Here is a 24,992-nt window from a genome sequence, read left to right as displayed (position 1 = left end):
GGATTGGCGCTATGTCTTACTTGATCACGGGTGGTGCCGGCTACATCGGTGCCCATGTCGTACGTGCCCTGCGCCGGGCGGGCGAGACGGTCGTCGTGCTCGACGACCTGACGTCGGGCGTGGCCGCCCGGATCCCCGAGGACGTCCCCCTGGTCGTCGGCTCCACGCTCGACCGCGCGGTGCTCGACGGTGTCCTCGCCGAGCACGGCGTCACCGATGTGGTGCATCTGGCCGCGAAGAAGCAGGTCGGCGAGTCCGTCGAGATGCCGCTGCTCTACTACCGGGAAAACGTGCACGGGCTGCAGACGCTGCTGGAGGCGATGGCCGCGGGCGGTGTCGGCCGGCTGGTGTTCTCCTCGTCGGCCGCGGTGTACGGCATGCCGGACGTGGAGCTGGTCACCGAGGAGACTCCCTGCACACCGATCAACCCGTACGGCGAGACGAAGCTCGTCGGCGAGTGGATGGCCCGTGCGGTGGGCCGGGCGCACGGCATCAGCACCGCGTGTCTGCGGTACTTCAACGTCGCCGGGACGGCCGCGCCGGAGCTGGCCGACACCGGGGTCTTCAACATCGTCCCGATGGTCTTCGAGCGGCTGACCGCGGGCGAGGCGCCGCGGATCTTCGGCGACGACTACGACACCCCCGACGGCACCTGCATCCGCGACTACATCCATGTCGCGGACCTCGCGGACGCCCATGTGGCGGCGGCCCGCAAGCTCGCCGAGCCGGGTCCGGTGCGCGATCTGACGCTGAACATCGGGCGCGGCGAGGGCGTGTCGGTGCGCGAGATGATCGATCTGATCACCGAGATCACCGGGCACCGGGGCGTGGTGGCCGAGGTGACCCCGCGCCGTGCGGGCGATCCGGCACGGGTGGTGGCGGCCGCCGACCGGATCAGCACGGAGCTGGGCTGGAAGGCCCGCCACGACGTACGCGACATGATCACGTCGGCCTGGGCGGGCTGGCGGCACCACCGCCCGCAGGACTGAGGACGCCGCGGCCGTCGGCGGGACGCGCCGGGTCAGGTCAGCGGGTGCGAGGTGCGGCCCGAGGCCGCGTCGATCTCGTCATGTGCCTTGGTCAGCAGTTTCATCGCCAGTTCGTTGAGCGCTCTGGCCCCCGCGACCTCCTCGCCGACCCGCGGCTGGTTGGAGTCGACGGGGTGGCGGCTGGCGTAGCCGTGGGCCCGTACCTCGGTCCCGTCGGGGAGCCGTACGAGGCAGGCGGCGCGGGTGCGGTGGGTGTCCTCCTCGAATTCCATGTCGACATGCCATCCGACAGTGGTCTGCAGCATCACGATCACCTCCGGGGCCCCTCTTACCAGCGTGCGCCTGCCGGACGGCGGGCGCACGGTGTGCGCCGGCCGCGCGGCCGCGCGGCCGCGCCCGGGGCGGGAGGAGGTCCGCCCCGGGCGCGTGCTCGCCGTCCGCCCGCTACGGCTGGAGGGTGATGGAGTTGATCGGTGTGAGGTCCTTGTCGATGTAGTAGCCGGGCGAGAGGTAGCCCTGGCATCCGGTGCCGTTGTAGCCGGTGCAGGTGCGCATGGTCGCGCCGCCGGACTGGTTGTTGAAGATGCGGTGCGTGCCGACCTGGTTGCTGAGGTTGTGGGCCCCGTAGCTGTAGTAGAAGAGCGACGGGTGGCCGCCGTTCCATCCGGCGTTCTGCGGGTAGATGCAGACGGCGCCGTAGGGGCAGCCCTGGACGGTGCCGCCGGCCGCCGCCGCGGTGGTGGCGGTGCCGACGACGGCGCCCGCCGGGACGACCAGTGCCGCGACGGCCACGGCCGCCATTCCGGCTCGCTTGAGTACGGACATGTGAGGTTCCCCCTTGGTACTGCGGTCCCGCGGGGCCGTCCCCCGCGGGGCACCTCTGCAGGTGCCTGATGGTTGCTCAGCCTGGGCCCGCGGGGGTGGCGCGCACCAGGCTTTTCGGCGGTGGCCGAAGGGGCCGCCGCGACGGTCAGCGCGGCGGGCGGGGGGTGCCGGGCACGGTGAGGGTCAGCGGGGTGTGTCCGTCGGCGGCGCGGACGGGCAGCTCCTGGCAGAGCGCGCCCGCGGTCACCCGCAGGGCCACCCGCCAGGTGCCGCGGGGGCCGCGGCGCAGCAGGGAGCGCACGGTGCGGTGGTCGCCGGCGCCGCGTTCGACGGTGGTGCGCAGTGCCACCGTGCGGGTCGCGTCGCGCAGGATCAGGGTGAGGTCGGCGTCCGCGGGGCAGCCGGGCAGGGTGAGGTGGGCGGTGAGGGCGGCGCGTTGGAAGCGGCCGCGGGTGGCGGTGCCGTGCAGGTCGGCGCCGAGGGGCCGGCGGTCCCCTTCGCGGTCCAGGTCGAGGTGGAGATGGCCGTGCGGGTGGGAGAGGAAGAGCGCGGCGACGGACGGTCCGGCCGGGCCGCGGCCGACGATCCGCGGCGCGAACTCCTCCTCGTCGGCGCCCTCTTCGGGGACCAGCCAGGCTTCGCGGCGGAGCGCGGGCCCGGCGGCGCCCGCCGCGCCGTGCGCGGTGACGACGACCTTGAGGCCCCAGGTGCCGTCGGTCAGCGGTTCGCCGTCGGCGGCGGTCGCCGGGTCGACGGCGGCGTGCCAGGCGCCGTCGGAGCAGTGCGCGGGGACGTGGTGCACGGTGCCGCCGCGCCGGAGCTGGATCTCGACGGTGTCGGCGGCGAGCGGGGGGAGGGCGGCGGTGCCGCGCAGGTGCAGGACGCCGCCGGCCCAGCGCCGGCGGATCAGCCGCTGGCGGACCACGACGCGGTCGGTGAGGTCGTAGCAGGCGTCGGGGAGGGCGTGGCGCGGGTCGCGGAAGAGGGGGTAGCCGGCGTAGACGCGGCCGTCGTCGCCGAGGTGCGGCGGGCCGGGCTGCCGTGCGGTGTCGGCCTCGACGACGGCGTCCAGCGCGTCGTCGAGTCCGGCGCGCAGGCAGTGGGCGCGCAGCCGGAGGCCGGGCGGCAGGGCGGCCCGGACGCGGTCGGTGCCGTAGCGCTCGACGAGGGGGCGGGCGGCGGCGGCCATCCGCTGCCGGCCGGCCGGGTCGCGGGCGAGGTAGGCGGCCCCGAAGGGCATGAGTATCTCGCCGTGGAAGTGCCGGATCATGAGCTTGTCGCGCTCGGCGCCGGGCGGGACCTCGGCGGCGACGCCGTCGAGGACGGTGCCGATGTAGTCGAGGTAGTCGCACCAGTCGGTGTCCTGGCGGCTGGCGTTGCTGTCGTCGTCGCGTCCGTGCAGGTGGTAGCAGTCGTGGTCGGCGACGACGGAGACGACCTTCGCGCGCAGCAGGGCGGCGCTGCCGAACGGCAGGTCCTCGCCGAGCAGCCGGCCCTCGACGAAGCGCAGCCGGTGCGTTTCGAGGAAGGAGCGGCGGAAGAGCTTGTAGGCGGCGAGCGACCAGTAGACCGGGGAGTCGAAGACGGAGACCCGGTCGCTGGTGGTGCGCAGGTCGACGGGGGCGGCGCGGCCCTCGGCGCCGACGATGCGGCCGCAGACGACGTCGGAGCCGCAGCGGTCGGCCATGCGGGTGAGGCGCTCCAGCGCTTCGGGGCCGAGCCGGTCGTCGGAGTCGAGGAAGAAGACGTAGTCGCCCCTGGCGTGGTCCAGGCCGGTGTTGCGGGGCCGGCCGGCGCCGCCGGAGGCGTCCTGGCGGAGCACGGTGAGGCCGGGGTGCCGGCGGGCGAGTTCGGCCAGCCGTTCGGCGCTGCCGTCGGTGGAGCCGTCGTCGACCGCGATGACCTCGATACGGCGCTGGTCCAGGGTCTGGGCGAAGACCGAGCCGAGGCAGCGGTCGAGGTAGCGCAGGGTGTTGTGCACCGGCACGATCACGGAGACGGCCGGCGCCGTCGGGGCGTCCGGGCCGGGCGTGGACGCGGCCGTGAGGTCGTCAGGGGCGGGCACCGTGCCCTCCGATCTTTCAGCAATCCCGAAATACCCGGCGTCTCAGCCGGGCAAAGGGGACTATTAAGACATATAACGAGGGGTGAACGTTCGCCGATCGTGGAGGAGTGCCGGTGGCTCCGACGTCCGCCACCCCACAAGAGGCGGTCCGTCCCCTGGAGGTTGCCCGTCCCCGTCCCGGAAGTGAACGCCCCGCCCCGGCCCGCGGAGCCCTTGGGCGGCCGGCGGCTCCCGCGCTCGCGGCGGCCCTGTCCATGGGGGCGTACTGCCTCGCGCTCGCCCTGTACGGCGGCTACCCCTTCGGCCCGCGCTCACGCGCCGTCAACGACCTGGGCAACCAGTTCGTGCCCCTCCACGCCCGGCTGTGGGACCTGCTGCACGGCACCGCCGACGGCGACCTGTTCTTCAACTGGAGCAGCGGCTACGGCGTCCCCTTCCTCCCCGACTTCTTCGGCTATCTGACGAACCCGTTCTCGCTGCTCGTCGGGCTCTTCCCGCGCGCGCTGGCCGATCTGCCGGTCTTCCTGGTCACCCTGTGCTGCATCGGCCTGGGCGCCGCCTTGATGACCGTCCTCCTCGGCCGGCTGCGGCCGGGCTCCGGCCCGCTGCGGGCGCTGCTGTCGGTGGGGTACGGACTGTGCGCCTGGGTGCCGGCCGACGGCGGCGCGGACCCGATGTGGATGTGGGGCCTGGTGGCGCTGCCGCTGACCGGGATCGCCGCGGACTGGTGCCTGCGCCGCACCCGCTGGGCGTCCGGCACCCTGCTGGTCGCCCTGGCCTGGGCGGGCAACTTCTACACGGCCGCGATGGCGACCCTGGCGACGGCGCTGGTGCTGGTGGTGCGGCTGGTGACGGCCGACCGGACGCCGTGGCGGGGCCGGCTGCGCGCGCTGGCCCGCGCCGCCTCGATGGCGCTGACCGGCATCCTGCTCGCCGCGCCCGTCCTGACCGTCACCTTCGCGGCCGCCCGCGCCGCCCAGCCCGCCCCCGCCGTCTCCTACGACGGGGCGCCGCCGCTGCTCGCGCAGCTGGCGCAGCTGCTGCCGGGCGACCGGGGCCAGGTGCCGGCCCCGCACCTGGCCATCGGGGTGCCCGGCCTGCTGCTGGTGGCCGCCTTCCCGTTCGTGCGCGCGGTGCCGCCGCGGGTGCGGGCCGGGTGGTGCGCCCTGGCGGCGGGGGTGGCCGTCTCCTTCGTCCAGGAGCCGACGATCCTGCTGTGGCACGGTTTCGCGCTGCCCAACGGCAGCCCGTACCGCGCCGCCTTCGTCCTCAGCGGCATCCTCGTGATGATCTCCTGGCTCGCGCTGGCGCACCGCCCGCGCCCCCGCGAACTGGCCGCGGGCGCCGCGCTGGTGGCGCTGCTCGCCTGGCTGTGCCGCGGCCAGGGAACGGCCGGCGCCTGGCCCCTGGTGGCGGCCGGCGCGCCCGCCCTCCTGGCGCTGTGCGCGCCGGCCGCGCCGGGCACCGCCCGCACCCGGGCCGCCGCCACCGCCGCGCTGACCGGCACGGTCCTGCTCGGCTCGGCGTACACGGCGTGGTCCGTGACCGCCGCACGGGGCCGGATCGCCTGGTTCCAGCCCAAGATCACGCTGTCCGGGCCGTCACTGGCGGCCCGGGAGGCGCTGCGTGCCCGCGCCGGCTGGCCGCGCACCCGCACCGATCCGGGCCCGCACGAGTTCGCCGACAACGACCCGCTGCTGATCGGCGGCCAGGGCGGCGCGTACTACAGCAGCTTCCAGCCCGCGGCCACCGCCCGCACCCTGCGGGGCCTGGGCGCCGGCTGGTACATGAGGGGCCGTCACACGCTCAGCTTCGAGGACCCGGTGGGCCGGGCGCTCATGGGCGTCGGCAGCCGTCTGGACCCGGTGCCCGGCGACCGCGCCCGGTTCGTGGTGCGTACCGGGCGGCCGGCCCCGCTGCTGACGGTGCGCGGCGCCCTGCCGCGGCCCGCCGGCCCGGAGAGCGTGTTCGCGCGCCAGGAGCGGGTGCTGGGCGCGGCCGTGTACGAGGTGCCGCGGCTGACGCCCGCCGCGGGCGCGGCCGCGCGGCCCGAACGCGGCGGCTGGCGGCTGCCGGGACCGCGCGGCGGGGGCGCGGACCCGGACGGCGCGGGGACCGTCTTCACCGCGCGGTGCACCCCGGGCAGCACCGTCGTCTGGTCCGCGCCCTGGTTCTCCGGCGAGGTCAGCGGCCTGGGCGCGCGCACCGAGGGGCTCGGCAGGCGGGACGTCACCGCCAACCCGGTGCGGACGCTGGGCCCGGTGCCCGCGGACGGCACGGTGACGGTGCGCTTCTCGGCCCGGGGCCCGCAGCACGTCCCCGGGCGGGCGGTCGGCTGCCTGTCCGGGCGCCGGCTGGCCGCGGCGGTGGACGCGCTGCGCGCCCGCGGCCCGGTGGAGTTCACCGCCGGCGGCCACCGGCTGACGGCCCGGCTGCGTCCGGGCAGCCGGGGCAGCGCGGTGCTGGCGCTGCCCGCCGTCCCGGGATGGACCTGTGCGGTGGACGGCGGTCCGCCGCACCCGCCGGACGCGTTCGGCGGCCTGCTGGCCGTGCCGCTGGGCCGGGGCGCCGGACGGCTGTCGTGTTCCTATCTGCCGCCGGGCCTGTCCACGGGGCTGGCGGCGAGCCTCGCGGCGGTGCCGGCGCTCGCCGCGGCCGCCGTGCGCGGCCGGCGGCGCCGCCCCGCCGACCGCGCGGAGCCGCCCCCCGACCCCGGCGAAAAGGTCTGCTCATGAAGCTCTCCATCGTCGTCCCCTGCTACAACGAAGAGGCCGTCCTGAGCCGTTTCGACGAGACGCTGCGCGCGGTCCTCGGCTCGCTCGCCGTCGACTACGAGCTGTGCTACGTCGACGACGGCAGCGCCGACGGCACCCTGGCCCGGCTGCGCGGCCTCGCCCAGCAGCACCGCGGCACCACCCGCTACCTCTCCTTCAGCCGCAACTTCGGCAAGGAGCCCGCCATACTGGCCGGCCTGCGGGCGGCCACCGGCGACGCGGTGATCCTCATGGACGCCGACCTGCAGCATCCGCCCTGCCTCATCGAGACGATGCTCGACCTCTACCAGCTCGGCCACGACCAGGTCGTCGCCCGGCGCAGCCGGACCGGCGACCGGCGGCTGCGGGCCACGCTGAGCAGGCTCTACTACCGGGCCGTCAACCGGTGGGTGGACGTCGAACTCACCGACGGCGTCGGCGACTTCCGGCTGCTGTCGCGCAAGGCCGTGGACGCGCTGCTGTCGCTGCCGGAGTACCACCGCTTCTCCAAGGGCCTGTTCTCCTGGATCGGCTTCGACACCGTCACCTTCGACTACCGCAACGCCGCCCGGGAGGCCGGCGAGACGAAGTGGCACCTGGGCTCGCTGGTCGACTACGGCATCGACGGCCTGCTCTCCTTCAACTGCCGCCCGCTGCGGCGGGCCATCTGGGCCGGGCTCGGCCTGGCCGCGCTCGCCGCCGGCTACACCCTGTGGATCATCGGCGCCGCGCTCGCCGGCGGGGTCACCGTCCCGGGCTATGTGACGCTGGTGGCGATCGTGGTGGGCCTGGGCGGGCTGCAGATGGTGATGCTCGGGCTGATCGGCGAGTACATCGGGCGGATCTACTACGAGGCCAAGCGGCGGCCGCACTTCCTGGTCAAGGAGAGCAACCCGCCCCCGGCCACGGCGGCCGTGCCCCCGCCGGCGGGCGAGCCCGCCGCCCGGTCCCAGGCCGGCTGATGCGGGCCCTGCCGGCGCCCGGCCGCCGCGGCCGGCTGGTGTGCTTCGCCGCCGTCGGCGGGGTCAACACCCTCACGTTCTCGGCCTGTTACCTGCCGCTGCACCGCCTGCTGCCGTACTTCGCGGCCTACACCGCGGCCTTCGCGGTGAGCATGGTCGGCGCGTTCTTCCTGCACACCTACGTCACCTACCGCACCCGCCCGACCTGGACGAAGTTCCTGCTCTTCCCGCTGACCCAGGTCACCAACTACGGGGTGCAGAGCGCGGGGCTGGTGGCGCTGGTGGGCTGGTGCGGGCTGGACACCGCGCTGGCGCCGCCGGTCGCGGCGCTGTGCGCGGTCCCGTTCAGCTACCTGCTCTCCCGCCGCATCCTGCACCCCCCGCACCGGCCGGGCCCCGCCCGCTCCGGCCCCGCCCGGCACGCCCCGGAGCGGCCCGGCCCCGCCGCTCAGGCCGGCCCGCCGTCCGCCCGCTCCGGCCCGGCCGCCTGAGCCCGCCAGGTGCCGAACCGCCCGGTCTGCCCCGCCGACGCCTGCCGCGCCGTGTACAGCCGGCCGTCGAGCCCCAGCGCGACCACCACCGCCCGCCCGACGGCGTCCTGGGCGACCCCGGCCGCCGCGGTGTGCGCCACCCGGCCCCGCTGCCAGGGCCGGGGGCCGTCCTGGGCCATCGCCAACCGCACCTCGCCCGCGTCGTCGCGCGCCGCGAGCACCATCCGGCCGTCGCTGCCGACCGGCGCCGCCGCCACCCGCCCGTAGCCGCCGACGGCCGCGCAGCGCGCCGCCACCCGCCAGGCGCCGATCGTCCGCTGCCGCTCGGCGATCAGGATCTGGGCGGTGGCCGAGCGCCGGAAGACGGCCCGCACCGCGCCGTCGGCGAGCGGGACGAGGCTGACCGGGCCGGCCGGCTGCGGCAGCCCGGTGGCCGCGGCCGGCCGCGGGATCTGCCCCGGCTCCTTGGACACCCAGTGCTGCACGGTCCCCACGGTCGGCGCGGCCAGGTGGACCAGCCCGCCGGCGTCCACACAGGCGTCCAGCCCGTCGACGATCCGCGGCGAGTCCGTCAGGGTGCTGACCGGCCCCTCCAGCCGCTGCCACGGCGAGAAGCGCCGGCCGTGCGGGCCGCCGCGGTGGGCGACATTGCCGTCCCAGGTGCGGACGAAGACATGCACCGTGCCGTCCGGTCCGGCCACCGCCGCCGGGAAGCCGGTCTCCAGCGACCGGACCGGGTCCGGGTCGGGGGAGCCCAGCGACTCCCAGCGCGCGAAGAGGGGCACGCCGCCCGCGGTGGTGCCGGTCTGCGGCGCGGTCAGCACCTCGCGCCGGTGGACGGCGCCGCGGCCCGGCAGCACGGTGCGGGACGCGAACAGCTGGAGCGCGCCGTCGGGGCGGCGCACCACCTGGATCTGCCCCTGCAGTCCCGCGCCGCCCACCGCCACCGGCGCGCCGAAACTCCCGCTGCCCGGACGGGTCTCCGCCCAGCAGTACGCCGCCCGGCCGAGCACCGCGAAGGCGGCGAGCCGGCCGTCGTGGGCGAGGCGGAGCCAGCCGTTGGAGCCGGGTGCGCGCAGCCGGGTGCTGCGGGTCCAGTTGCGCGAGCCGCCGTTGAGCGCCGAGCCGCCCACTTTGAGGTCGCCGCAGCCCGCCGGGTCGCCGCAGGCCCGGTGGTCGGCCCAGCCGTAGACCGACAGCAGCCGGGCCTTGCGGCGGGCGGTGGCGAGGTCGAGGTCGTGGGGCAGCACCCCGGACTCGTAGCCGAGGTAGCTCTCCACGATCGCCGGGCGGCCGCGGTCCCGGTAGGCGGCCAGCGCGGCCTGCGCGAAGTGGGCGGAGGCGGTGTGGTCCTGGTGGTCGTAGTAGCGCGGCCCGGCGAGCCGGGGGTCGCGGTCCGGTGTGTCCGGCGGCCGCTTCCAGGAGTGCACCGGGTTCGGGTCGAGGGTGCGCACGACGGTCGGCCGGGCCCGGTCGAGCACCGCCGCCAGCGTCGCGACGACCTGGTCGCGGGTGTAGCGGTGGCGCCGCCGCACGGGGGTTCCGGCCGGGCGCAGCGTGGGCAGGGTGGCGGTGGCCCCCAGCCACAGACCGCGCAGGCTGGTGGCGCGGGCCTGCCAGACGGCCCGCGCCTCCACCAGCTCCAGGAAGACCAGCTGGAGCTGCGGGGCGTCGCGCAGCGTCTGCACCTCCACCTCGAAGCCGGGCAGCAGGGAGAGCGCCGCGACGTCCCAGCGGGCGGCCGGGTCGCCGGTGACCATCGCGGCGCAGGCGGCGCGCAGCCCGTTGACGCGCGCCCGGGAGAACGCGGCGCGGTCGCCCGGGACGCGGGCGGGGGCGAACGCGCGGCGGCGGGTGTTATGTCCGTCCGCCTCGCCGCCGGTGAGGCAGACGGTGACCGAGCGCGCCCCGCTGCGCAGGGACTGCTCCAGGTCGGGGTTCATGAAGTACAGGCCGTCGTCGGGGTGCGCGATGACGTGCACGAAGGACTGGTGCGCCGGGTCGGTCAGCGGCCTTCCCGGGTCCGCCGGTCCGGCCGTCCGGGTGTCGTCCGTCAGCCGGGCCCACACGCCGGCGCCCGTCGTCACGGCGAGCACACCGCCGCCGGTGGCCAGCAGCAGCCGGCGGCGGGAGACGGGGTGCGGGTGCGGAGGTGACACTCCCTCAGTATTCGGGCGGCCGGGGAGATCCGCGCGCCCGGAAACGCACCACATGACCTGATCCGTGCTGAGCGCCACAGAACTTCCCGGTGAACGACGACAACCTTCCCGGGTGAACAGCGGTCAGAAAGTTGACGCCGCAAAAACTTCCCGGAGGCTACGGGATCCGTTCGCCCCCTCCCCAGGGCCCGCGACGCCCGGCCGGCGCCCCGGCCCCGCGACGCCCGCCCGCCGGGCCTCCGCCCGGCGCCCGGCCGCCCCGTATCCCCCTCAGCCCGCCCCCAGCGCCGCCACCACCGAGGCCGACAGCGCGTCGAGGTAGCCCTTGGGCAGCTCGTCGCGGGTGACCAGCAGCCGCCAGTACAGCGGCCCGGTCAGCAGGTCCAGCGCGAGGCGGGTGTCCACGTCCGGCGGCAGCTCGCCGCGCTCCACCGCCCGCGCCACCACCGCGGCCGCGACGCCCTCCTGGCTGTCGTGCAGCGCGGCCTTGAGCGCGGCCGCCAGCTCGGGGCTGCGGGCCGCCTCCGCCAGCAGGTCCGGGACGATCTGCGAGGCCATCGGGTGGCGCAGCGCGCGGGCCGCGACCTCCAGCAGCATCCGGACGTCGCCGGACAGCGAGCCGGTGTCCGGCGTGGGCATGCCCGCCGCGGCCACCGCGGAGACCACATCGAGTACGAGGTGCAGCTTGGAACGCCACCGCCGGTAGACGGCGGTCTTGCCCACGCCCGCCCGCCGCGCGATGCCCTCGATGGACATCCGGGCGAAGCCCGCCGCGGCGAGTTCCGCGAAGACCGCGGCGCGGATCGCCTCGGTCTTGTCCTCGCGCAGTACGGCGGCGCCTGCCGGGGTCCGGCGCGCCGCCGCGGAGTCGTTCCCGCTGCCCTCTTTTGCCATGCCTTGAGCATAGCGTCACGACGCTACGGTTGCGTTTCGACGTGAGCTCCCTTTAGTGTCGGCGTCGCGACGATACGGACCCGTTCCGTCGTAGGTCCCCGTTCTCGTTCCCCCGCCCCCGTACGCAAGCGAAAGCGGCCTCCGCCATGCCCCAGACCCTCGCGCCCCCCGCACCGACGCCCGGCCCGGCGCCCGCCCGCGGCACCTCCCCCGACCCCGAGCTGCGCGCGCTGGCCGAGCGCCATGGCCTCACGGTGAGCGGCGCCCGCCCCTCGCTGCCGGAGTACACCCGCCAGCTGTGGCACCGGCGGCACTTCATCACCTCGTTCGCCAGCGCCAAGCTCACCGCGATGTACACCACCGCCAAGCTCGGGCAGCTCTGGCAGGTGCTGACGCCGCTGCTCAACGCGGCCGTCTACTACTTGATCTTCGGCGTGCTGATCGGCACGAAGCGGGGCGTCCCGGACTACGTCCCGTTCCTGGTCACCGGCGTCTTCGTCTTCACCTTCCTGCAGAACTCGGTGATGGCCGGCACCCGGGCGATCTCCGGCAACCTCGGCCTGGTCCGCGCGCTGCACTTCCCCCGCGCCTGCCTGCCGATCTCCTTCTGCCTGGCGCAGCTCCAGCAGCTGCTGTACTCCATGGGCGTGCTGGCGGTCATCCTGCTGTGCTTCGGGCAGGTCCCGACCTGGTCGTGGCTGCTGGTGGTTCCGGCGCTGACGCTGCAGTTCGTCTTCAACACGGGCCTGGCGATGGTCATGGCGCGACTGGGCGCGAAGACCCCGGACCTGGCGCAGCTGATGCCCTTCATCATGCGGACCTGGATGTACGCGTCCGGCGTGATGTTCAGCATCAGCGTGATCCTGCAGGGCAAGCACCTCCCGCAGTTCGTGGTGGTGCTGCTGAACGGCAACCCGGCCGCGGTCTACATCGACCTGATGCGCTTCGCGCTGATCGACAGCTTCACCGCGAAGCAACTGCCGCCGCACGTCTGGGCGTTCGCGGCCGGCTGGGCCCTGCTCGCCGGTGTCGTGGGTTTTGTGTACTTCTGGAAGGCCGAGGAGCGGTACGGACGTGGCTGAGCAGACGAACGGTACGGATGTGACCGAGCGCAGGACCGGCACCGCGCCGGCGAAGGCCGACGAGGCCCGCATTCCGACGGTGATCGCGGACGATCTGCACATCGTCTACCGGGTCTACGGCACGGGCGCGGGCAAGGGCAGCGCCACCGCGGCGCTGAACCGGATCGTGCGGCGCAAGCCGTCCACCGGTGTGCGGGAGGTGCACGCGGTCAAGGGCGTCTCCTTCACCGCCTACCGGGGGGAGTCGATCGGGCTGATCGGCTCCAACGGGTCGGGCAAGTCGACGCTGCTCAAGGCCGTCGCCGGGCTGCTGCCCGCCGAGCGCGGCAAGGTCTACACCCACGGCCAGCCCTCGCTGCTGGGCGTCAACGCGGCCCTGATGAACGACCTGACCGGCGAGAAGAACGTCCTGCTGGGCGGCCTGGCCATGGGCATGAGCCGCGAGCAGGTCCGCGAGCGCTACGACGGCATCGTCGACTTCTCCGGCATCAACGAGAAGGGCGACTTCATCTCGCTGCCGATGCGCACCTACTCCTCCGGTATGGCGGCGCGCCTGCGGTTCTCCATCGCCGCGGCCAAGGACCACGACGTGCTGATGATCGACGAGGCCCTGGCCACCGGCGACCGCAGCTTCCAGAAGCGCTCCGAGGCCCGCATCCGCGAGCTGCGCAAGGAGGCCGGCACGGTCTTCCTGGTCAGCCACAACAACAAGTCGATCCGCGACACCTGCGACCGGACCCTGTGGCTGGAGCACGGCGAACTGCTGATGGACGGCCCGACGGACGAGGTCATCAAGGCGTACGAGGCCCACCGCTAGAGCGGACACGTCCCCGCGGCGTCCGCGGGGACGGAGACGGGGACGAGAACGGGGACGGCCCCGGAAGCCTGGGCTTCCGGGGCCGTTCGCCGTGGTGGCGGCGTCAGCTGTGGGTGCGCAGCAGCGTCCGCATGGTCCGCATGGCGACGGACAGGTTCGCCAGATCGAACCCCTCCGACCCGTAGATCTCCTCCAGCGTCGCCCGCGCACGGCTGAGGATCGCCGCGTTGGCCTGCTCCCAGGCCTTGAAGCGCTGCTCGGGCGTCGAGGAGCCGTTGCCCTCCGACAGCACGTCCGCGGTCAGCGCCGCCTGGGCCGCGAAGAGGTCCTCGCGGATCGAGGCGCGGGCCATCGACTGCCAGCGGTCGTTGCGCGGCAGCTCCAGGATGCGGTCGAGGAGCTGGTTGATCCGCAGCCGCTCGCCCAGGTCGTAGTAGACCTCGGCGACGTCCAGCGGCGCCTTGCCCATCCGGTCCGCGACGGCGACGATGTCCAGCGCCGGGAAGACCGACGAGAAGCCGGACACCTGCACGGCCAGCGCCTCGGGCACGCCCGCGCCGGTCAGCTCGTCCAGGATCGTCTGGAACCACTCCAGGTCGCTGCCCTGCAGCAGGTTCGGCAGTTCCTTCCAGACCCCGGCGACCCGCTCCGCGAAGAAGTCGATGGTCTCCGACAGCTCCAGCGGCTGCGGGCGGTTGTTGAGCAGCCAGCGGGTGCCGCGCTCGACGAGCCGCCGCGAGTGCAGCCGGATCCGGGTCTGGACGTCGGCCGCGACGACATTGTCGAGCGCCTCGACGTCGTCCCAGACCTGGTTCAGCCCGAAGATCGCCCGGGCCGCGGTGTGCGCCCGCACGACCTCTTCGAGGGAGGCCCCGGTCTCCTCCCGCATCCGGTGCAGGAAGCTCGTACCGCCGGTGTTGACGGTGTCGTTGACCAGCACCGTCGTGACGATCTCGCGGCGCAGCGCGTGCCCGTCGACCTGCTCGGCGAAGCGCTCGTGCAGCGCCGAGGGGAAGTAGGCGTGCAGCAGCCGCTCCAGGTACGGGTCGTCCGGCAGTCCGGTCTGGATCAGCGCCTCGGCGACCGTGATCTTGGTGTACGCCAGGAGCACCGCGGTCTCGGGCTGGGTCAGCCCGCGGCCGGCGGTCAGCCGCTCCCGGATCTGCCGGTCGGTGGGCAGGAACTCCAGCGCCCGGTCGAGGTCGCCGTCGCGCACCAGGCGGCGCATGAAGCGCTGCTGGGCGTGGAGCATGCTGGAGGACTGGGCGAGGGCCAGCGCCAGTGCGGTGTTCTGCGCGTAGTTGTTGCGCAGCACCAGCGCGCCGACCTCGTCGGTCATCGCGGCCAGCAGCTTGTTGCGCTGCTTGACCGTCATGTCGCCGTCGGCGACCACGGCGTTGAGCAGGATCTTGATGTTCACCTCGTGGTCGGAGGTGTCCACACCGGCGCTGTTGTCGATCGCGTCGGTGTTGATCCTGCCGCCGGCCGTGGCGAACTCGATCCGGCCCAGCTGGGTCAGGCCCAGGTTGCCGCCCTCGCCGACGACCTTGACCCGCAGGTCCTCGCCGTTGACCCGGATGGCGTCGTTGGACTTGTCGCCCACGTCGGCGTTGGACTCCGCCGAGGACTTCACGTACGTGCCGATGCCGCCGTTCCACAGCAGGTCGACCGGTGCCTTGAGGATGGCCTGCATCAGATCGGCGGGCGTCATCTTCTTGACCCCGGCGTCGATGCCGAGGGCGGCCCGCACCTGCGCGTTGATCTGGATGGACTTGGCCGAGCGCGGGTGGATGCCGCCGCCCTGGGAGAGCAGCTCGGTGTTGTAGTCCGCCCAGGAGGAGCGGGGCAGCTCGAAGAGCCGGCGGCGCTCGGCGTAGGAGGTCGCCGCGTCCGGGTTCGGGTCGATGAAGATGTGCCGGTGGTCGAAGGCGGCGACCAGCCGGATGTGCTCGCTGAGCAGCATGCCGTTGCCGAAGACGTCACCGGACATGTCGCCGACGCCGACCGCGGTGAAGTCCTCGGTCTGGGTGTCGTGGTCCAGCTCGCGGAAGTGCCGCTTGACCGACTCCCAGGCGCCGCGGGCGGTGATGCCCATGCCCTTGTGGTCGTAGCCGGCGCTGCCGCCGGAGGCGAAGGCGTCACCGAGCCAGAAGCCGTAGGACTCGGCGACCTCGTTGGCGATGTCGGAGAACGTCGCGGTGCCCTTGTCGGCGGCGACGACCAGGTAGGTGTCGTCCTCGTCGTGCCGGACGACGTTCTGCGGGTGGACGACCTCGCCGCCGACGAGGTTGTCGGTGATGTCCAGCAGACCGGAGATGAAGGTCCGGTAGCAGGCGATGCCCTCGGCCAGCCAGGCGTCGCGGTCCTGCGACGGGTCGGGCAGCTGCTTGCCGACGAAGCCGCCCTTGGCGCCGACCGGCACGATGACGGTGTTCTTCACCATCTGCGCCTTGACCAGGCCGAGGATCTCCGTACGGAAGTCCTCCCGGCGGTCCGACCAGCGCAGACCACCGCGCGCGACCTTGCCGAACCGGAGGTGGACGCCCTCGACCTTCGGGGAGTACACCCAGATCTCGTAGGCCGGGCGGGGCGCCGGCAGGTCGGGGATCGCCTGCGGGTCCAGCTTCATGGACAGGTAGGAGTGCGGCCGGCCCGCGCTGTCCGTCTGGTAGTGGTTGGTGCGCAGCGTCGCCTTGATGACGGTGAGGAAGGACCGCAGGATCCGGTCCTCGTCCAGGGAGGCGACCTGGTCGAGGGCGCCGTCCAGCTCCTCCAGCAGTCCGTCCGTCAGCTCCGTGCCGGCCCGCTGGCGGCCGGGGGACATCCGGGCCTCGAAGAGGGAGACCAGCAGCCGGGTGGTGTGGACGTTGTTGGAGAGGGTGTCCTCCATGTACGTCTGGCTGAAGGTCGAGCCGGCCTGCCGCAGGTACTTGGCGTAGGCCCGCAGGACCATCGCCTGGCGCCAGTTGAGGCCCGCCCGCAGCACCAGCGTGTTGAAGCCGTCGCTCTCGGCCGCGCCGGTCCACACCGCGGTGAAGGCGTCCTGGAAGCGCTCGCGGGCGTCGTCGCCCTTGACGTGCTCGGGCATCCGCAGCCCGAAGTCGTAGACCCAGGCGATGGTGGAGTCGGCGCAGCGCAGCTCGTGCGGGCGCTCGTCGATGACCTCGACGCCCAGGCGGTTCAGGCCGGGCAGCACCCGCGACAGCGAGACCGGCTCGCCCCTGCGGTAGATCTTGAAGCGGCGCTCGCCGGGGCCGGCGCCGACCGGCTCGTAGAGGCTGACGGAGAAGTCGTGGCCGGGCTCGCCGGTGAGCTTCTCCAGGTGCTGGAGGTCGGCGACGGCGCTGCGCGGGCTGTTGTCGGCCTTGTAGCCCTCGGGGAAGGCGTGGCCGTAGCGGCGCAGCAGCTCGGCGGCGCGCTCCTCGCCGACCTCGGCGTTCAGCGCCTCGGCGAAGCCGTCGGCCCACGAGCGGGCGGCCTCCACCAGCCGGCTTTCGAGGCGGTCCGCGTCGGCGTCGGTGAGCTCGGGCAGGCTGGCGCCGGGCTCGACGCGGATGACGAAGTGCAGCCGGGACAGGATCGACTCGGTGTTCCAGGCGGTGAAGTCGACGCTGGTGCCGCCGAGCTCCTCCTTGAGGATGTCGATCAGGCGCAGCCGCACCGCGGTGGTGTAGCGGTCGCGCGGGAGGTAGACCAGCGCGGAGTAGTAGCGGCCGTACTCGTCCTGGCGGAGGTAGAGCCGCAGCCGACGGCGTTCTTGCAGGTAGAGGACGCTGGTGGCGATGGACCGCAGCTCGTCGACGGGCGTCTGGAACAGCTCGTCGCGGGGGTAGGTCTCCAGGATCTGCAGCAGGTCGCGGCCGTCGTGGCTGTCGGGGCTGAACCCGGCGCCCTCCAGCACCTCGGCGACCTTGCGGCGGATGACCGGCACCCGGCGCACCGACTCGGTGTACGCGGCCGAGGAGAACAGGCCCAGGAAGCGCCGCTCACCGATGACGTTGCCCTTGGCGTCGAACTTCTTGACGCCGACGTAGTCGAGGTAGGAGGGGCGGTGGACGGTGGCGCGGCTGTTGGCCTTGGTCAGGATGAGCAGCTTGTGCTCACGGGCCTTGGCGCGGGCGTCCGCGGGCAGCCGGTTGAAGGACGGCGAGACGGGGTGGCCGTCGGCGCTCTCGTGGTGCGCCGGGTCGGCGCGCAGGATGCCCAGGCCGGTGCCGGGCACGGCGGTCAGCACGTCCTCGTCGACGCCGCCCTCGCCGGGCACCGAGGCCAGCTCGTACTCGCGGTAGCCGAGGAAGGTGAAGTGGTCGGCGGACAGCCACCGCAGCAGTTCCTGGGCCTCCGCGATGTCCTCGTCGCGCAGGTCGTCGGCGATCGGCTCGGCGGGCAGTTCGTCGGCGATGCGGCCGGCGGCGGCGCGCATCTTCTCCCAGTCCTCGACGGCCTCGCGGACGTCGGACAGCACCCGCAGCAGGTCGGTGGTGATCTGCTGGAGGTCCTCGCGGTCGGTCTCGCGGTCCATCTCCACATGGATCCAGGACTCGGTCACCGCGTCGTGCGGCAGCTTCGTGCCCTTGCCCTTGCCGGTCCTGCCGTGCGCGTCGCAGCTGGAGTCGAAGACCTCGATGAGCTTGCCGGTGACATCACGGCGGACGATCACCTGCGGGTGGATCACGACGTGGATGCCGCGGCCCTGCCGGGAGAGTTCGTTGGTGACCGAGTCGACCAGGAACGGCATGTCGTCCGTGACGACCTCGACGACGGAGTGGCTGCAGGTCCAGCCGTTCTCCTCGACGGTCGGGGTGTGCACCCGGACGTTCGCGGTGCCCTGAGGACGCATCTCCGCGAGGCGGTAGTGGGAGAGCGCGGCGCCGAAGACGTCCACCGGGTCGCGGTCGGTGAGGTCCTCGGGTGCGGTGTGCAGGTAGTAGCGCTGGAGGTATCCCGTGAGGGTGTCCGGGTCGAGCCCGCGTACCGGGTGCTTACCCCCGGCCGGGCTGCTCTCTGCGACCCGGGCGGCCCTGGCGAGCAGCTCGGTCTTGGCTTCGTCCAGCTTGGTCTGCATGTCCTCTGGCTCCTGTCGCGCGCCGTTGCGTGACGTTGTGGAAGAACGTGATGGAAGCCGCACAACGCCGCCGCGACGCGAGGTGTCCCGTCGCTGTCGACGCTATGCCGCGATGAGAGAGGGCCGTGCCGTTATCGACGTTCTTTGACGAAGTCGACAGGGAATATCGGCCGCAAAGACCAGCGACCGCCCGGTCACGATGGTGTCCCGGGCGCACGGCAGGGGCCTCGGTGCCCCCGCGGGTTATCGCGCTGATCACGGTGCAAGGCTATCGCTCCCCACGCGGGTGCCGTCATGGGCCTTGTGCGTACAAATCCACGGCCCGAACTTAGACCTTCTGGACAACGGTGCGCCGGGGCGGCGTATGCGTGGCGCCGTGGCGCCCGCGGGCCCGGCGGACCCGCCCGGCAGCGGCGCATGGGCACACCTGCCCGGCACCCGCGCGGGCGGTCCTAGAGGGTTATGTCGCCCGCCAGCTCGACCGCCTCGGCGAGGGTGTCCACCACCGGCACCCCGGCGACCGCCAGGCTCGCGCGGCTGTGCGATCCGCCCGTGTAGAGGACCGCGTGCGCGCCGGCGTCCCGCGCGGCCGTGGCGTCGTCCACGGCGTCACCGATGACGACCGTACGCCGCGGGTCCACGCTCTCCATCGCCGCCAGATGCCGCACCATGTGCGCGCTCTTGGTGCCCCCGGAGGGCCCGGTCCTGCCCTCCACCAGCACGAACCGCGACTCGATCCCGAAGTCGCGCACGATCGGCAGCAGCTCGTCGTGCCCGTACATGCTCAGGATCGACTGGCTGCGCCCGGCCGCCTGCCACCCCTCCAGGAGCTGGTGCACGCCCTCGGCCAGCTCACAGCCCAGGCGGTGCGTGCCGTAGTGGCGGTGGAACGCCTCGTCCATCACCAGCCACTCGTCGTCCGTCGGCAGCCGCCCCATCAGCCGCTCGTAGAACCGCGGCACGGGCACGCAGTACAGGTCCCGGTACGTCTCGAGCGTGATCGGCTCCAGGCCGATCTCCGCGAAGGCGGAGTTCGTCGCCCCGATGACGGCGTCGATGTCGTGGAACAGGGTGCCGTTCCAGTCCCAGACGATGTGTGTCGCGTGCTTCCCCATGTGGTCCCCCACGTCGTGGCCCGTGCGCTTCCCCTGAAGAAAACGTACCCGCAGCCACTGACAACGGAGCGGGATCCGCCGGGCCGGAGCCGCGGATCCGTGCCCTCAGCCGATCAGATGCGGGATCTCCTGCACCCCGAACCACATCAGGTCGTGGTCCTCCGCGCCGTCGACCGTGAACTGCGCGTCGTCGTCGCCCTGGTCCGCCGCGCCCAGCGCCGCCGCGGCCGCCGCGATGTCCGCCTCCGCGTCCGCGGCGTCGACGTGCACCGCGGCCGCCTTCGACAGCGGCACCGGACCGGCCACCCGCACCTCGCCCAGCGACGACTGGTCGAGCCCGCGGTCCGGGTCCGCCGCGGCGGACCCGTCCGCGACGTCCACGGCCACCACGACCCGCCGGCGCGCCAGGTCCGGGTGCCCGGCGAGCAGCCGCAGCGAGGCCTGTGCGGCGCGGTTCAGCGCGGCGTACTCCAGCTCCTCGATGTCGTCCGAGACGTACCACTCGCGCAGCGCGGGCGTGACGGCGTACGCGTCCAGGGTGCCGGGGCCCAGCTCACCGTTCTTGTGCGCCTCTGCGAGTCCGGAAAGGGTCAGGGGGACGTAGACGCGCATGGCAGCCGCTTCCGCTCGATTCACTCGACTCCGAAGATTGTCCCGCCAGCATACGGGCGCGAGTCCCCCATCGTGCCGCCCCGGCACCCCCCGCGCCGCCCGCGGGAAACCCGTCCCCCACCCCGCTCCCCGGGCCTGCCCGCAGGCCCGCGACACGGACGGGTGAACTCCGCGCGGCCCGCGTTCCGGCCGCTTCGCGCCTTGCCGCCGCCCCGAGCGCGCCGATACGAAGTTCCCCACCAAGAAAGCTACCGCCCAGTAATTCACGGGCCCGGCACCACGGGGGCGATCCACACCATGACCGGCACACCCAGCACCACGGCGCACCACACCACGGCGGCCGGCATCACGGCGCCCGGCGCACCCAGCGCCACCGGGCGCACCGCCCGCTCCACCGCACCGGCCCTCGGCGAGCGCGGCACGCGACCCGCTGCGGCAGCAAGGGGCAGCGCGCCCAGCACAGCAGCGGGCGACGTGCCGGCGGCCGGAGCGGACGTCATGCGCCGCGCGGTGGGCTCGGCGCCGACGCGCGCGGAGGCCGGCACACCTGCTCCAGCCGCTCCGTCCGCCGACACCGCGCCCGCCCCCTCCACCGGCGCCCCGGCCGGCCACACCCCCGCTACGCGCCCCACCGCCGCCGCACCGGAACCGGCACCCACCGTCCCCCGGCCCCGCCGCGCCCCCGCCGCCGAGCGCCGCCCCGCCGGCTCTGCCGGGAGCGGCCCCGGCTCGTCCGGCCGGACCCCCGGCCCCGGGCGTCGCGGCCCCGGTTCCGGCCCCGCCGGCCGGGGCCCCACCCGTACCGCGCCGGGCACCGGCCGCCCCGACCGTCCCGGCCGTCCCGCCGCCCTGGCCGCCGCCGCGAGCCGGCAGTCCCGCGGCGGCGCCCGGCCCACACCCGTCAACGCCGCCGGCGTCCCCCTGCCGACCGTCGGGGCGCGGCGCCGGGCACACGAGAACCGGCCGCATCACTGGTTCGCCCATCAGCTGGTGCTCGCGCTCAGCGGACAGCGCCCCGTGCACGCCCTGCTGGGGCACGCGCTGCCCGCCGCGTACGACCGGCTGGCGGAGCTCGCCCCGCAGGCGCCGCTGCGGCCCCTCGCGCCGGCCGGCCGCGGCAGCACCGCGCCCACCGTGCGCGACTGCGGACTGTGCCGGCCGCGCCGCGGCGTCATCGAGGCCTTCGCCCGGATCGCCGCGGACGGGCGGCTGCGGGCGCTGGCCTTCCGCCTGGAGCTGGGCGCCGACTCCCGGTGGCGCTGCGCCGCCCTCGACATCGGCCCGGCCCCGGCCGTCCGCGGACCGGCCGGATGACCCGCGGACGCCACCGGGTGACCGGCGGACACAAAGGCGCCCCGGCCGTTCTCCGGCCGGGGCGCCCCCGTCACGCCGCGCGGCCGGCCCGTCCCCGGGCCGCCGCACCGCTCACTGCTCGTCGCTCACTTCTTACGGCGGCGCCCGGCGCTCTTCTGGGCCTTGCGGCGCTCGGCACGGGTCAGGCCGTCCGCCTCGGAACGGGCCGGTCCGGCGGCTTCCTCGTCGCTGATGAAGTCGCCCTCGACGATGCTGCCGTCGCCGTCCACCTTGGGGGCGGAGAAGTGCAGCCGGTCCGGCCGCTGCGGCGCCTCCAGGCCCTTGGCGTGGATCTCCGGGCGGCCCGCGCCGGCGGGGACCACGTCCTGCGCGCCCTTGTCCAGCGAGGTGGGCTCCTCCTCCTGCACCGGGACCTCCTCGACCTGCTGCTCGACCTGGACCTCCAGGTTGAACAGGTAGCCGACGGACTCCTCCTTGATGCCCTCCATCATGGCGGTGAACATGTCGAAGCCCTCGCGCTGGTACTCGACCAGCGGGTCCTTCTGGGCCATCGCCCGCAGGCCGATGCCCTCCTGGAGGTAGTCCATCTCGTAGAGGTGCTCACGCCACTTGCGGTCCAGGACGGACAGCACGACCCGGCGCTCCAGCTCGCGCATGATGTCCGAGCCGAGCTGCTCCTCGCGGGCGGCGTACTGCTCGTGGATGTCGTCCTTGACGGCGTCGCCGATGAACTCGGCGGTCAGGCCCGCGCGGTCGCCGGCCTCGTCCTCCAGCTCCTCGACCGTCACCTTGACCGGGTAGAGCTGCTTGAAGGCGCCCCACAGACGGTCCAGGTCCCACTCCTCGGCGAAGCCCTCGACGGTCTCCGCCTGGATGTAGGCGTCGATGGTGTCCTCCATGAAGTGCCTGACCTGCTCCTGCAGGTCCTCGCCCTCCAGGACGCGGCGGCGCTCGCCGTAGATGACCTCACGCTGGCGGTTGAGCACCTCGTCGTACTTCAGGACGTTCTTGCGCGTCTCGAAGTTCTGCTGCTCGACCTGCGACTGGGCGGAGGCGATCGCCCGCGTCACCATCTTGTTCTCGATCGGCACGTCGTCGGGGACGTTGGCCATCGCCATGACCCGCTCGACCATCTGCGCCTTGAACAGCCGCATCAGGTCGTCGCCCAGGGACAGGTAGAACCGCGACTCGCCGGGGTCGCCCTGACGGCCGGAACGACCGCGCAGCTGGTTGTCGATGCGCCGCGACTCGTGCCGCTCGGTACCCAGGACGTAGAGCCCGCCGAGCTCCTTGACCTCCTCGAACTCCGCCTTGACCGCGGCCTCGGCGCGCTCCAGCGCGGCGGGCAGCGCGGCCGCCCACTCCTCGACGTGCTCGACCGGGTCCAGGCCGCGCTGGCGCAGCTCCGCCTCGGCGAGGTCGTCGGGGTTGCCGCCGAGCTTGATGTCCGTACCGCGGCCGGCCATGTTCGTCGCGACCGTCACCGCGCCCTTGCGGCCGGCCTGCGCGATGATCGGCGCCTCCCGGTCGTGCTGCTTGGCGTTGAGGACCTCGTGGGAGACCCCGCGCTTGTTGAGCTGCTGGGAGAGGTACTCGGACTTCTCGACCGAGGTGGTGCCGACCAGGATCGGCTGGCCCTTGCCGTGCTTCTCGACGATGTCCTCGACAACCGCGTCGAACTTCGCGGTCTCGGTGCGGTAGATCAGGTCCGCCTGGTCCATCCGGACCATCGGGCGGTTCGTCGGGATCGGGACGACACCGAGCTTGTAGATCTGGTGGAACTCGGCGGCCTCGGTCATGGCCGTACCGGTCATGCCGGAGAGCTTGTCGTAGAGGCGGAAGAAGTTCTGCAGGGTGATCGTGGCGAGCGTCTGGTTCTCGTCCTTGATCTCCACCCCTTCCTTCGCCTCGATGGCCTGGTGCATGCCCTCGTTGTAGCGGCGGCCGGCGAGGATACGGCCGGTGTGCTCGTCGACGATCATGACTTCGCCGTCGATGACGACGTAGTCCTTGTCGTTCTTGAAGAGCTCCTTGGCCTTGATCGCGTTGTTGAGGTAGCCGACGAGCGGGGTGTTCACCGACTCGTACAGGTTGTCGATGCCCAGCCAGTCCTCGACCTTGCTGACGCCGGACTCGTGGATGCCGACGGTGCGCTTCTTCTCGTCGACGTCGTAGTCGCCGGTCTCCTCGATGCCGCGCTGCGGGTTGGCGGCCTCGCCCCGCTTGAGGCGGCGCACCAACTTGGCGAAGTCGCCGTACCACTTGGTGGCCGAGTCCGCCGGGCCGGAGATGATCAGCGGCGTACGGGCCTCGTCGACGAGGATCGAGTCGACCTCGTCGACGACGGCGAAGTTGTGGCCCCGCTGGACGAGTTCGTCCTGCGACCAGGCCATGTTGTCGCGCAGGTAGTCGAAGCCGAACTCGTTGTTCGTGCCGTAGGTGATGTCGCAGTTGTACTGCTCGCGGCGCTGGGCCGGCGTCATGTCGGCGAGGATGCAGCCGACGGTCAGGCCCAGGAACTTGTGGACGCGGCCCATCATCTCGGAGTCGCGCTCGGCCAGGTAGTCGTTCACCGTGATGAGGTGGACGCCCTTGCCGGACAGCGCGTTGAGGTACGTCGGGAGGGTACCGACCAGGGTCTTGCCCTCACCGGTCTTCATCTCCGCCACATAACCGAGGTGAAGGGCCGCGCCACCCATCAGCTGGACGTCGTAGTGCCGCTGGCCGAGCACGCGCTTGGCGGCCTCGCGGACCGTGGCGAACGCCTCGGGCAGCAGGTCATCGAGGCTCTCGCCGTCGGCGTAGCGCTCCTTGTACTCATCCGTGAGCGCCCGCAGCTCGGCGTCGGAGAGCGCTGCGAAGTCCTCCTCGATGGAGTTGACCTGGCCCGCGATGCGGTGCAGCTTGCGCAGGATCTTTCCTTCGCCTGCACGCATGATCTTCGTCAAGACGGACACTTGGGCTGGTCTCCTTGCCGGTCGGGCCTGCACGGTCGAGTGCGCGGGCGCGGCATTTTTCCAAGGGGGCAGGCCCCGCCGCAACGGCCATCGTAAAGGAGGACGCTGCCGCGCCGGGAGGTACGCCGCAGCGAACCCCACTGCCCCCTCCCCAGCGTGAACGCACGAGGCCGCGAGAAGGTGCCGGGCGGCCGCGGGGAATCCCGCGGAAAACCCTTCGCCACGCCGGCCGCCGCCTTGCAGACTCACGCCATGGAGCCCGTCACCCTCACCACCGAGCGCCTGGTGCTGCGTCCCTTCGAGCCCTGCGACGCGCCCGCGGTGCACGCCGCGTGCCAGGACCCCGGCATTCCGCGCTGGACGAGTGTCCCCTCACCGTACGGGGTCGGGGACGCGGAGCGTTTCGTGGGCACGGTCGTCCCCGAGAGCTGGCGCGACGACACCGCGTACCACTTCGCCGTCGTCTCCCGGGCGGACGGTTCCCTGGTGGGCGCGACGGGCCTGGTACGTCTCGACCGGCTGCACACCCCCGAACGGCAGGCCGAGCTGGGCTACTGGACCGCCAGGGAGCATCGCGGCCGGGGCTGCGCCGTCGAGGCGGCCGGCGCGGTACTGCGCTGGGCCTTCCGCGAGCTGGGCGTGGAGCGCCTGGAGTGGCACGCGGAGGCCGGGAACGAAGGCTCCCGGGCGGTGGCCCGCAGACTCGGCTTCCGCATGGAGGGCACTCTGCGCGCCCAGCTGGTGCGCGGGGGCACCCGCCGGGACGTCTGGATCGGCTCCCTGCTCCCGTCCGACCTGCCCGAGGACCGCGAGGAGCCCGCACCGGCCGGTTCCGCCGGCATCCGCCGTCCGGACGCGACGCCGTACCTGCCCTTCCCCGGCTGAGCACCGG

The 24,992-nt window shown here is 73.4% G+C and carries 17 protein-coding genes; 8 read left to right on the top strand and 9 right to left on the bottom strand.

Going from position 1 to position 24,992, the window contains the following annotated elements; all coding sequences use genetic code 11:
- Positions 1–11: 11 nt before the first annotated feature.
- On the top strand, positions 12–989 hold the full coding sequence (gene galE / locus K7396_RS22650; protein ID WP_086715212.1) for a UDP-glucose 4-epimerase GalE: 978 nt from the start codon (positions 12–14) through the stop codon (positions 987–989).
- 32 nt (positions 990–1,021) lie between these two features.
- Here galE and K7396_RS22645 read toward each other — a convergent pair whose 3' ends face one another.
- The 3 genes from K7396_RS22645 to K7396_RS22635 form a co-directional block, all read right to left on the bottom strand.
- Positions 1,022–1,294: a DUF1876 domain-containing protein gene (locus tag K7396_RS22645; protein ID WP_174887023.1), complete on the bottom strand. Its 273-nt coding sequence runs from the start codon at positions 1,292–1,294 to the stop codon at positions 1,022–1,024.
- Positions 1,295–1,433: 139 nt separating this feature from the next.
- Positions 1,434–1,814: a hypothetical protein gene (locus tag K7396_RS22640; protein ID WP_086715216.1), complete on the bottom strand. Its 381-nt coding sequence runs from the start codon at positions 1,812–1,814 to the stop codon at positions 1,434–1,436.
- Between the two features lie 145 nt (positions 1,815–1,959).
- Positions 1,960–3,879 (bottom strand): glycosyltransferase family 2 protein, encoded by a 1,920-nt coding sequence (locus K7396_RS22635; RefSeq protein WP_086715218.1) that lies wholly within the window; start codon positions 3,877–3,879, stop codon positions 1,960–1,962.
- A 254-nt stretch (positions 3,880–4,133) separates the two neighbouring features.
- Here K7396_RS22635 and K7396_RS22630 point away from each other — a divergent pair, with 254 nt between their 5' ends.
- Genes K7396_RS22630 through K7396_RS22620 form a run of 3 tightly spaced genes read left to right on the top strand, consistent with a single transcriptional unit; the run spans position 4,134 to position 8,085 of the window.
- The gene (locus K7396_RS22630; protein ID WP_223660168.1) at positions 4,134–6,614 is read left to right on the top strand and encodes a YfhO family protein; all 2,481 of its coding nucleotides are present in this window, start codon (positions 4,134–4,136) and stop codon (positions 6,612–6,614) included.
- Positions 6,611–7,594: a glycosyltransferase family 2 protein gene (locus K7396_RS22625; RefSeq protein ID WP_152105177.1), complete on the top strand. Its 984-nt coding sequence runs from the start codon at positions 6,611–6,613 to the stop codon at positions 7,592–7,594. The genes K7396_RS22630 and K7396_RS22625 overlap by 4 nt, the downstream gene beginning before the upstream one ends.
- Complete coding sequence (locus tag K7396_RS22620) at positions 7,594–8,085, top strand: GtrA family protein (protein ID WP_152105178.1); 492 nt, start codon at positions 7,594–7,596, stop codon at positions 8,083–8,085. The genes K7396_RS22625 and K7396_RS22620 overlap by 1 nt, the downstream gene beginning before the upstream one ends.
- Here K7396_RS22620 and K7396_RS22615 read toward each other — a convergent pair.
- The gene (locus tag K7396_RS22615; protein ID WP_223660167.1) at positions 8,043–10,244 is read right to left on the bottom strand and encodes a PIG-L family deacetylase; all 2,202 of its coding nucleotides are present in this window, start codon (positions 10,242–10,244) and stop codon (positions 8,043–8,045) included. The genes K7396_RS22620 and K7396_RS22615 overlap by 43 nt on opposite strands.
- Positions 10,245–10,514: 270 nt before the next feature.
- Positions 10,515–11,138 carry a TetR/AcrR family transcriptional regulator gene (locus K7396_RS22610; protein WP_152105179.1) on the bottom strand — a complete coding sequence of 208 codons (624 nt, stop codon included), beginning with the start codon at positions 11,136–11,138 and terminating at the stop codon, positions 10,515–10,517.
- A gap of 146 nt (positions 11,139–11,284) precedes the next feature.
- On the opposite strand from K7396_RS22610, the gene K7396_RS22605 reads away from it, so the two are divergent.
- Entirely contained in the window at positions 11,285–12,220 is a 936-nt protein-coding gene (locus K7396_RS22605; protein WP_152105180.1) for an ABC transporter permease, read from the top strand.
- Between the two features lie 19 nt (positions 12,221–12,239).
- Positions 12,240–13,037 (top strand): ABC transporter ATP-binding protein, encoded by a 798-nt coding sequence (locus tag K7396_RS22600; protein ID WP_152105186.1) that lies wholly within the window; start codon positions 12,240–12,242, stop codon positions 13,035–13,037.
- Positions 13,038–13,140: 103 nt separating this feature from the next.
- Here K7396_RS22600 and K7396_RS22595 read toward each other — a convergent pair whose 3' ends face one another.
- The 3 genes from K7396_RS22595 to K7396_RS22585 all read right to left on the bottom strand — a co-directional run bounded on the left by K7396_RS22595 (position 13,141) and on the right by K7396_RS22585 (position 19,829).
- The gene (locus tag K7396_RS22595) at positions 13,141–18,102 is read right to left on the bottom strand and encodes an NAD-glutamate dehydrogenase (protein WP_086721348.1); all 4,962 of its coding nucleotides are present in this window, start codon (positions 18,100–18,102) and stop codon (positions 13,141–13,143) included.
- Between the two features lie 452 nt (positions 18,103–18,554).
- On the bottom strand, positions 18,555–19,217 hold the full coding sequence (locus K7396_RS22590) for an HAD family hydrolase (RefSeq protein WP_086721349.1): 663 nt from the start codon (positions 19,215–19,217) through the stop codon (positions 18,555–18,557).
- 105 nt (positions 19,218–19,322) lie between these two features.
- Positions 19,323–19,829 (bottom strand): DUF6912 family protein, encoded by a 507-nt coding sequence (locus tag K7396_RS22585; protein WP_152105181.1) that lies wholly within the window; start codon positions 19,827–19,829, stop codon positions 19,323–19,325.
- A 297-nt stretch (positions 19,830–20,126) separates the two neighbouring features.
- Between K7396_RS22585 and K7396_RS22580 the strand changes: the two genes are divergently transcribed.
- On the top strand, positions 20,127–21,143 hold the full coding sequence (locus K7396_RS22580) for an Rv3235 family protein (RefSeq protein WP_223660166.1): 1,017 nt from the start codon (positions 20,127–20,129) through the stop codon (positions 21,141–21,143).
- A 125-nt stretch (positions 21,144–21,268) separates the two neighbouring features.
- On the opposite strand, the gene secA is transcribed toward K7396_RS22580, so the two are convergent.
- Positions 21,269–24,100, bottom strand: coding sequence for a preprotein translocase subunit SecA (gene secA / locus K7396_RS22575; RefSeq protein ID WP_086719435.1), 2,832 nt, complete (start codon positions 24,098–24,100; stop codon positions 21,269–21,271).
- Positions 24,101–24,352: 252 nt separating this feature from the next.
- Here secA and K7396_RS22570 point away from each other — a divergent pair, with 252 nt between their 5' ends.
- Positions 24,353–24,985, top strand: coding sequence for a GNAT family N-acetyltransferase (locus K7396_RS22570; protein WP_086719450.1), 633 nt, complete (start codon positions 24,353–24,355; stop codon positions 24,983–24,985).
- The last annotated feature ends 7 nt before the right edge of the window (positions 24,986–24,992 follow it).

The sequence above is a fragment of the Streptomyces angustmyceticus genome (assembly GCF_019933235.1).
Classification (GTDB): Bacteria; Actinomycetota; Actinomycetes; order Streptomycetales; family Streptomycetaceae; genus Streptomyces; species Streptomyces angustmyceticus.
This window is presented reverse-complemented; position numbering and strand designations above follow the sequence as displayed.

Coding starts and splice junctions, on each gene's coding strand:
- galE (WP_086715212.1), top strand. CDS start 12: ATGTCTTACTTGATCACGGGTGGTGCCGGCTACATCGGTGCCCATGTC.
- K7396_RS22645 (WP_174887023.1), bottom strand. CDS start 1,294: ATGCTGCAGACCACTGTCGGATGGCATGTCGACATGGAATTCGAGGAG.
- K7396_RS22640 (WP_086715216.1), bottom strand. CDS start 1,814: ATGTCCGTACTCAAGCGAGCCGGAATGGCGGCCGTGGCCGTCGCGGCA.
- K7396_RS22630 (WP_223660168.1), top strand. CDS start 4,134: ATGGGGGCGTACTGCCTCGCGCTCGCCCTGTACGGCGGCTACCCCTTC.
- K7396_RS22625 (WP_152105177.1), top strand. CDS start 6,611: ATGAAGCTCTCCATCGTCGTCCCCTGCTACAACGAAGAGGCCGTCCTG.
- K7396_RS22620 (WP_152105178.1), top strand. CDS start 7,594: ATGCGGGCCCTGCCGGCGCCCGGCCGCCGCGGCCGGCTGGTGTGCTTC.
- K7396_RS22610 (WP_152105179.1), bottom strand. CDS start 11,138: ATGGCAAAAGAGGGCAGCGGGAACGACTCCGCGGCGGCGCGCCGGACC.
- K7396_RS22605 (WP_152105180.1), top strand. CDS start 11,285: ATGCCCCAGACCCTCGCGCCCCCCGCACCGACGCCCGGCCCGGCGCCC.
- K7396_RS22595 (WP_086721348.1), bottom strand. CDS start 18,102: ATGCAGACCAAGCTGGACGAAGCCAAGACCGAGCTGCTCGCCAGGGCC.
- K7396_RS22590 (WP_086721349.1), bottom strand. CDS start 19,217: ATGGGGAAGCACGCGACACACATCGTCTGGGACTGGAACGGCACCCTG.
- K7396_RS22585 (WP_152105181.1), bottom strand. CDS start 19,829: ATGCGCGTCTACGTCCCCCTGACCCTTTCCGGACTCGCAGAGGCGCAC.
- K7396_RS22580 (WP_223660166.1), top strand. CDS start 20,127: ATGACCGGCACACCCAGCACCACGGCGCACCACACCACGGCGGCCGGC.
- K7396_RS22570 (WP_086719450.1), top strand. CDS start 24,353: ATGGAGCCCGTCACCCTCACCACCGAGCGCCTGGTGCTGCGTCCCTTC.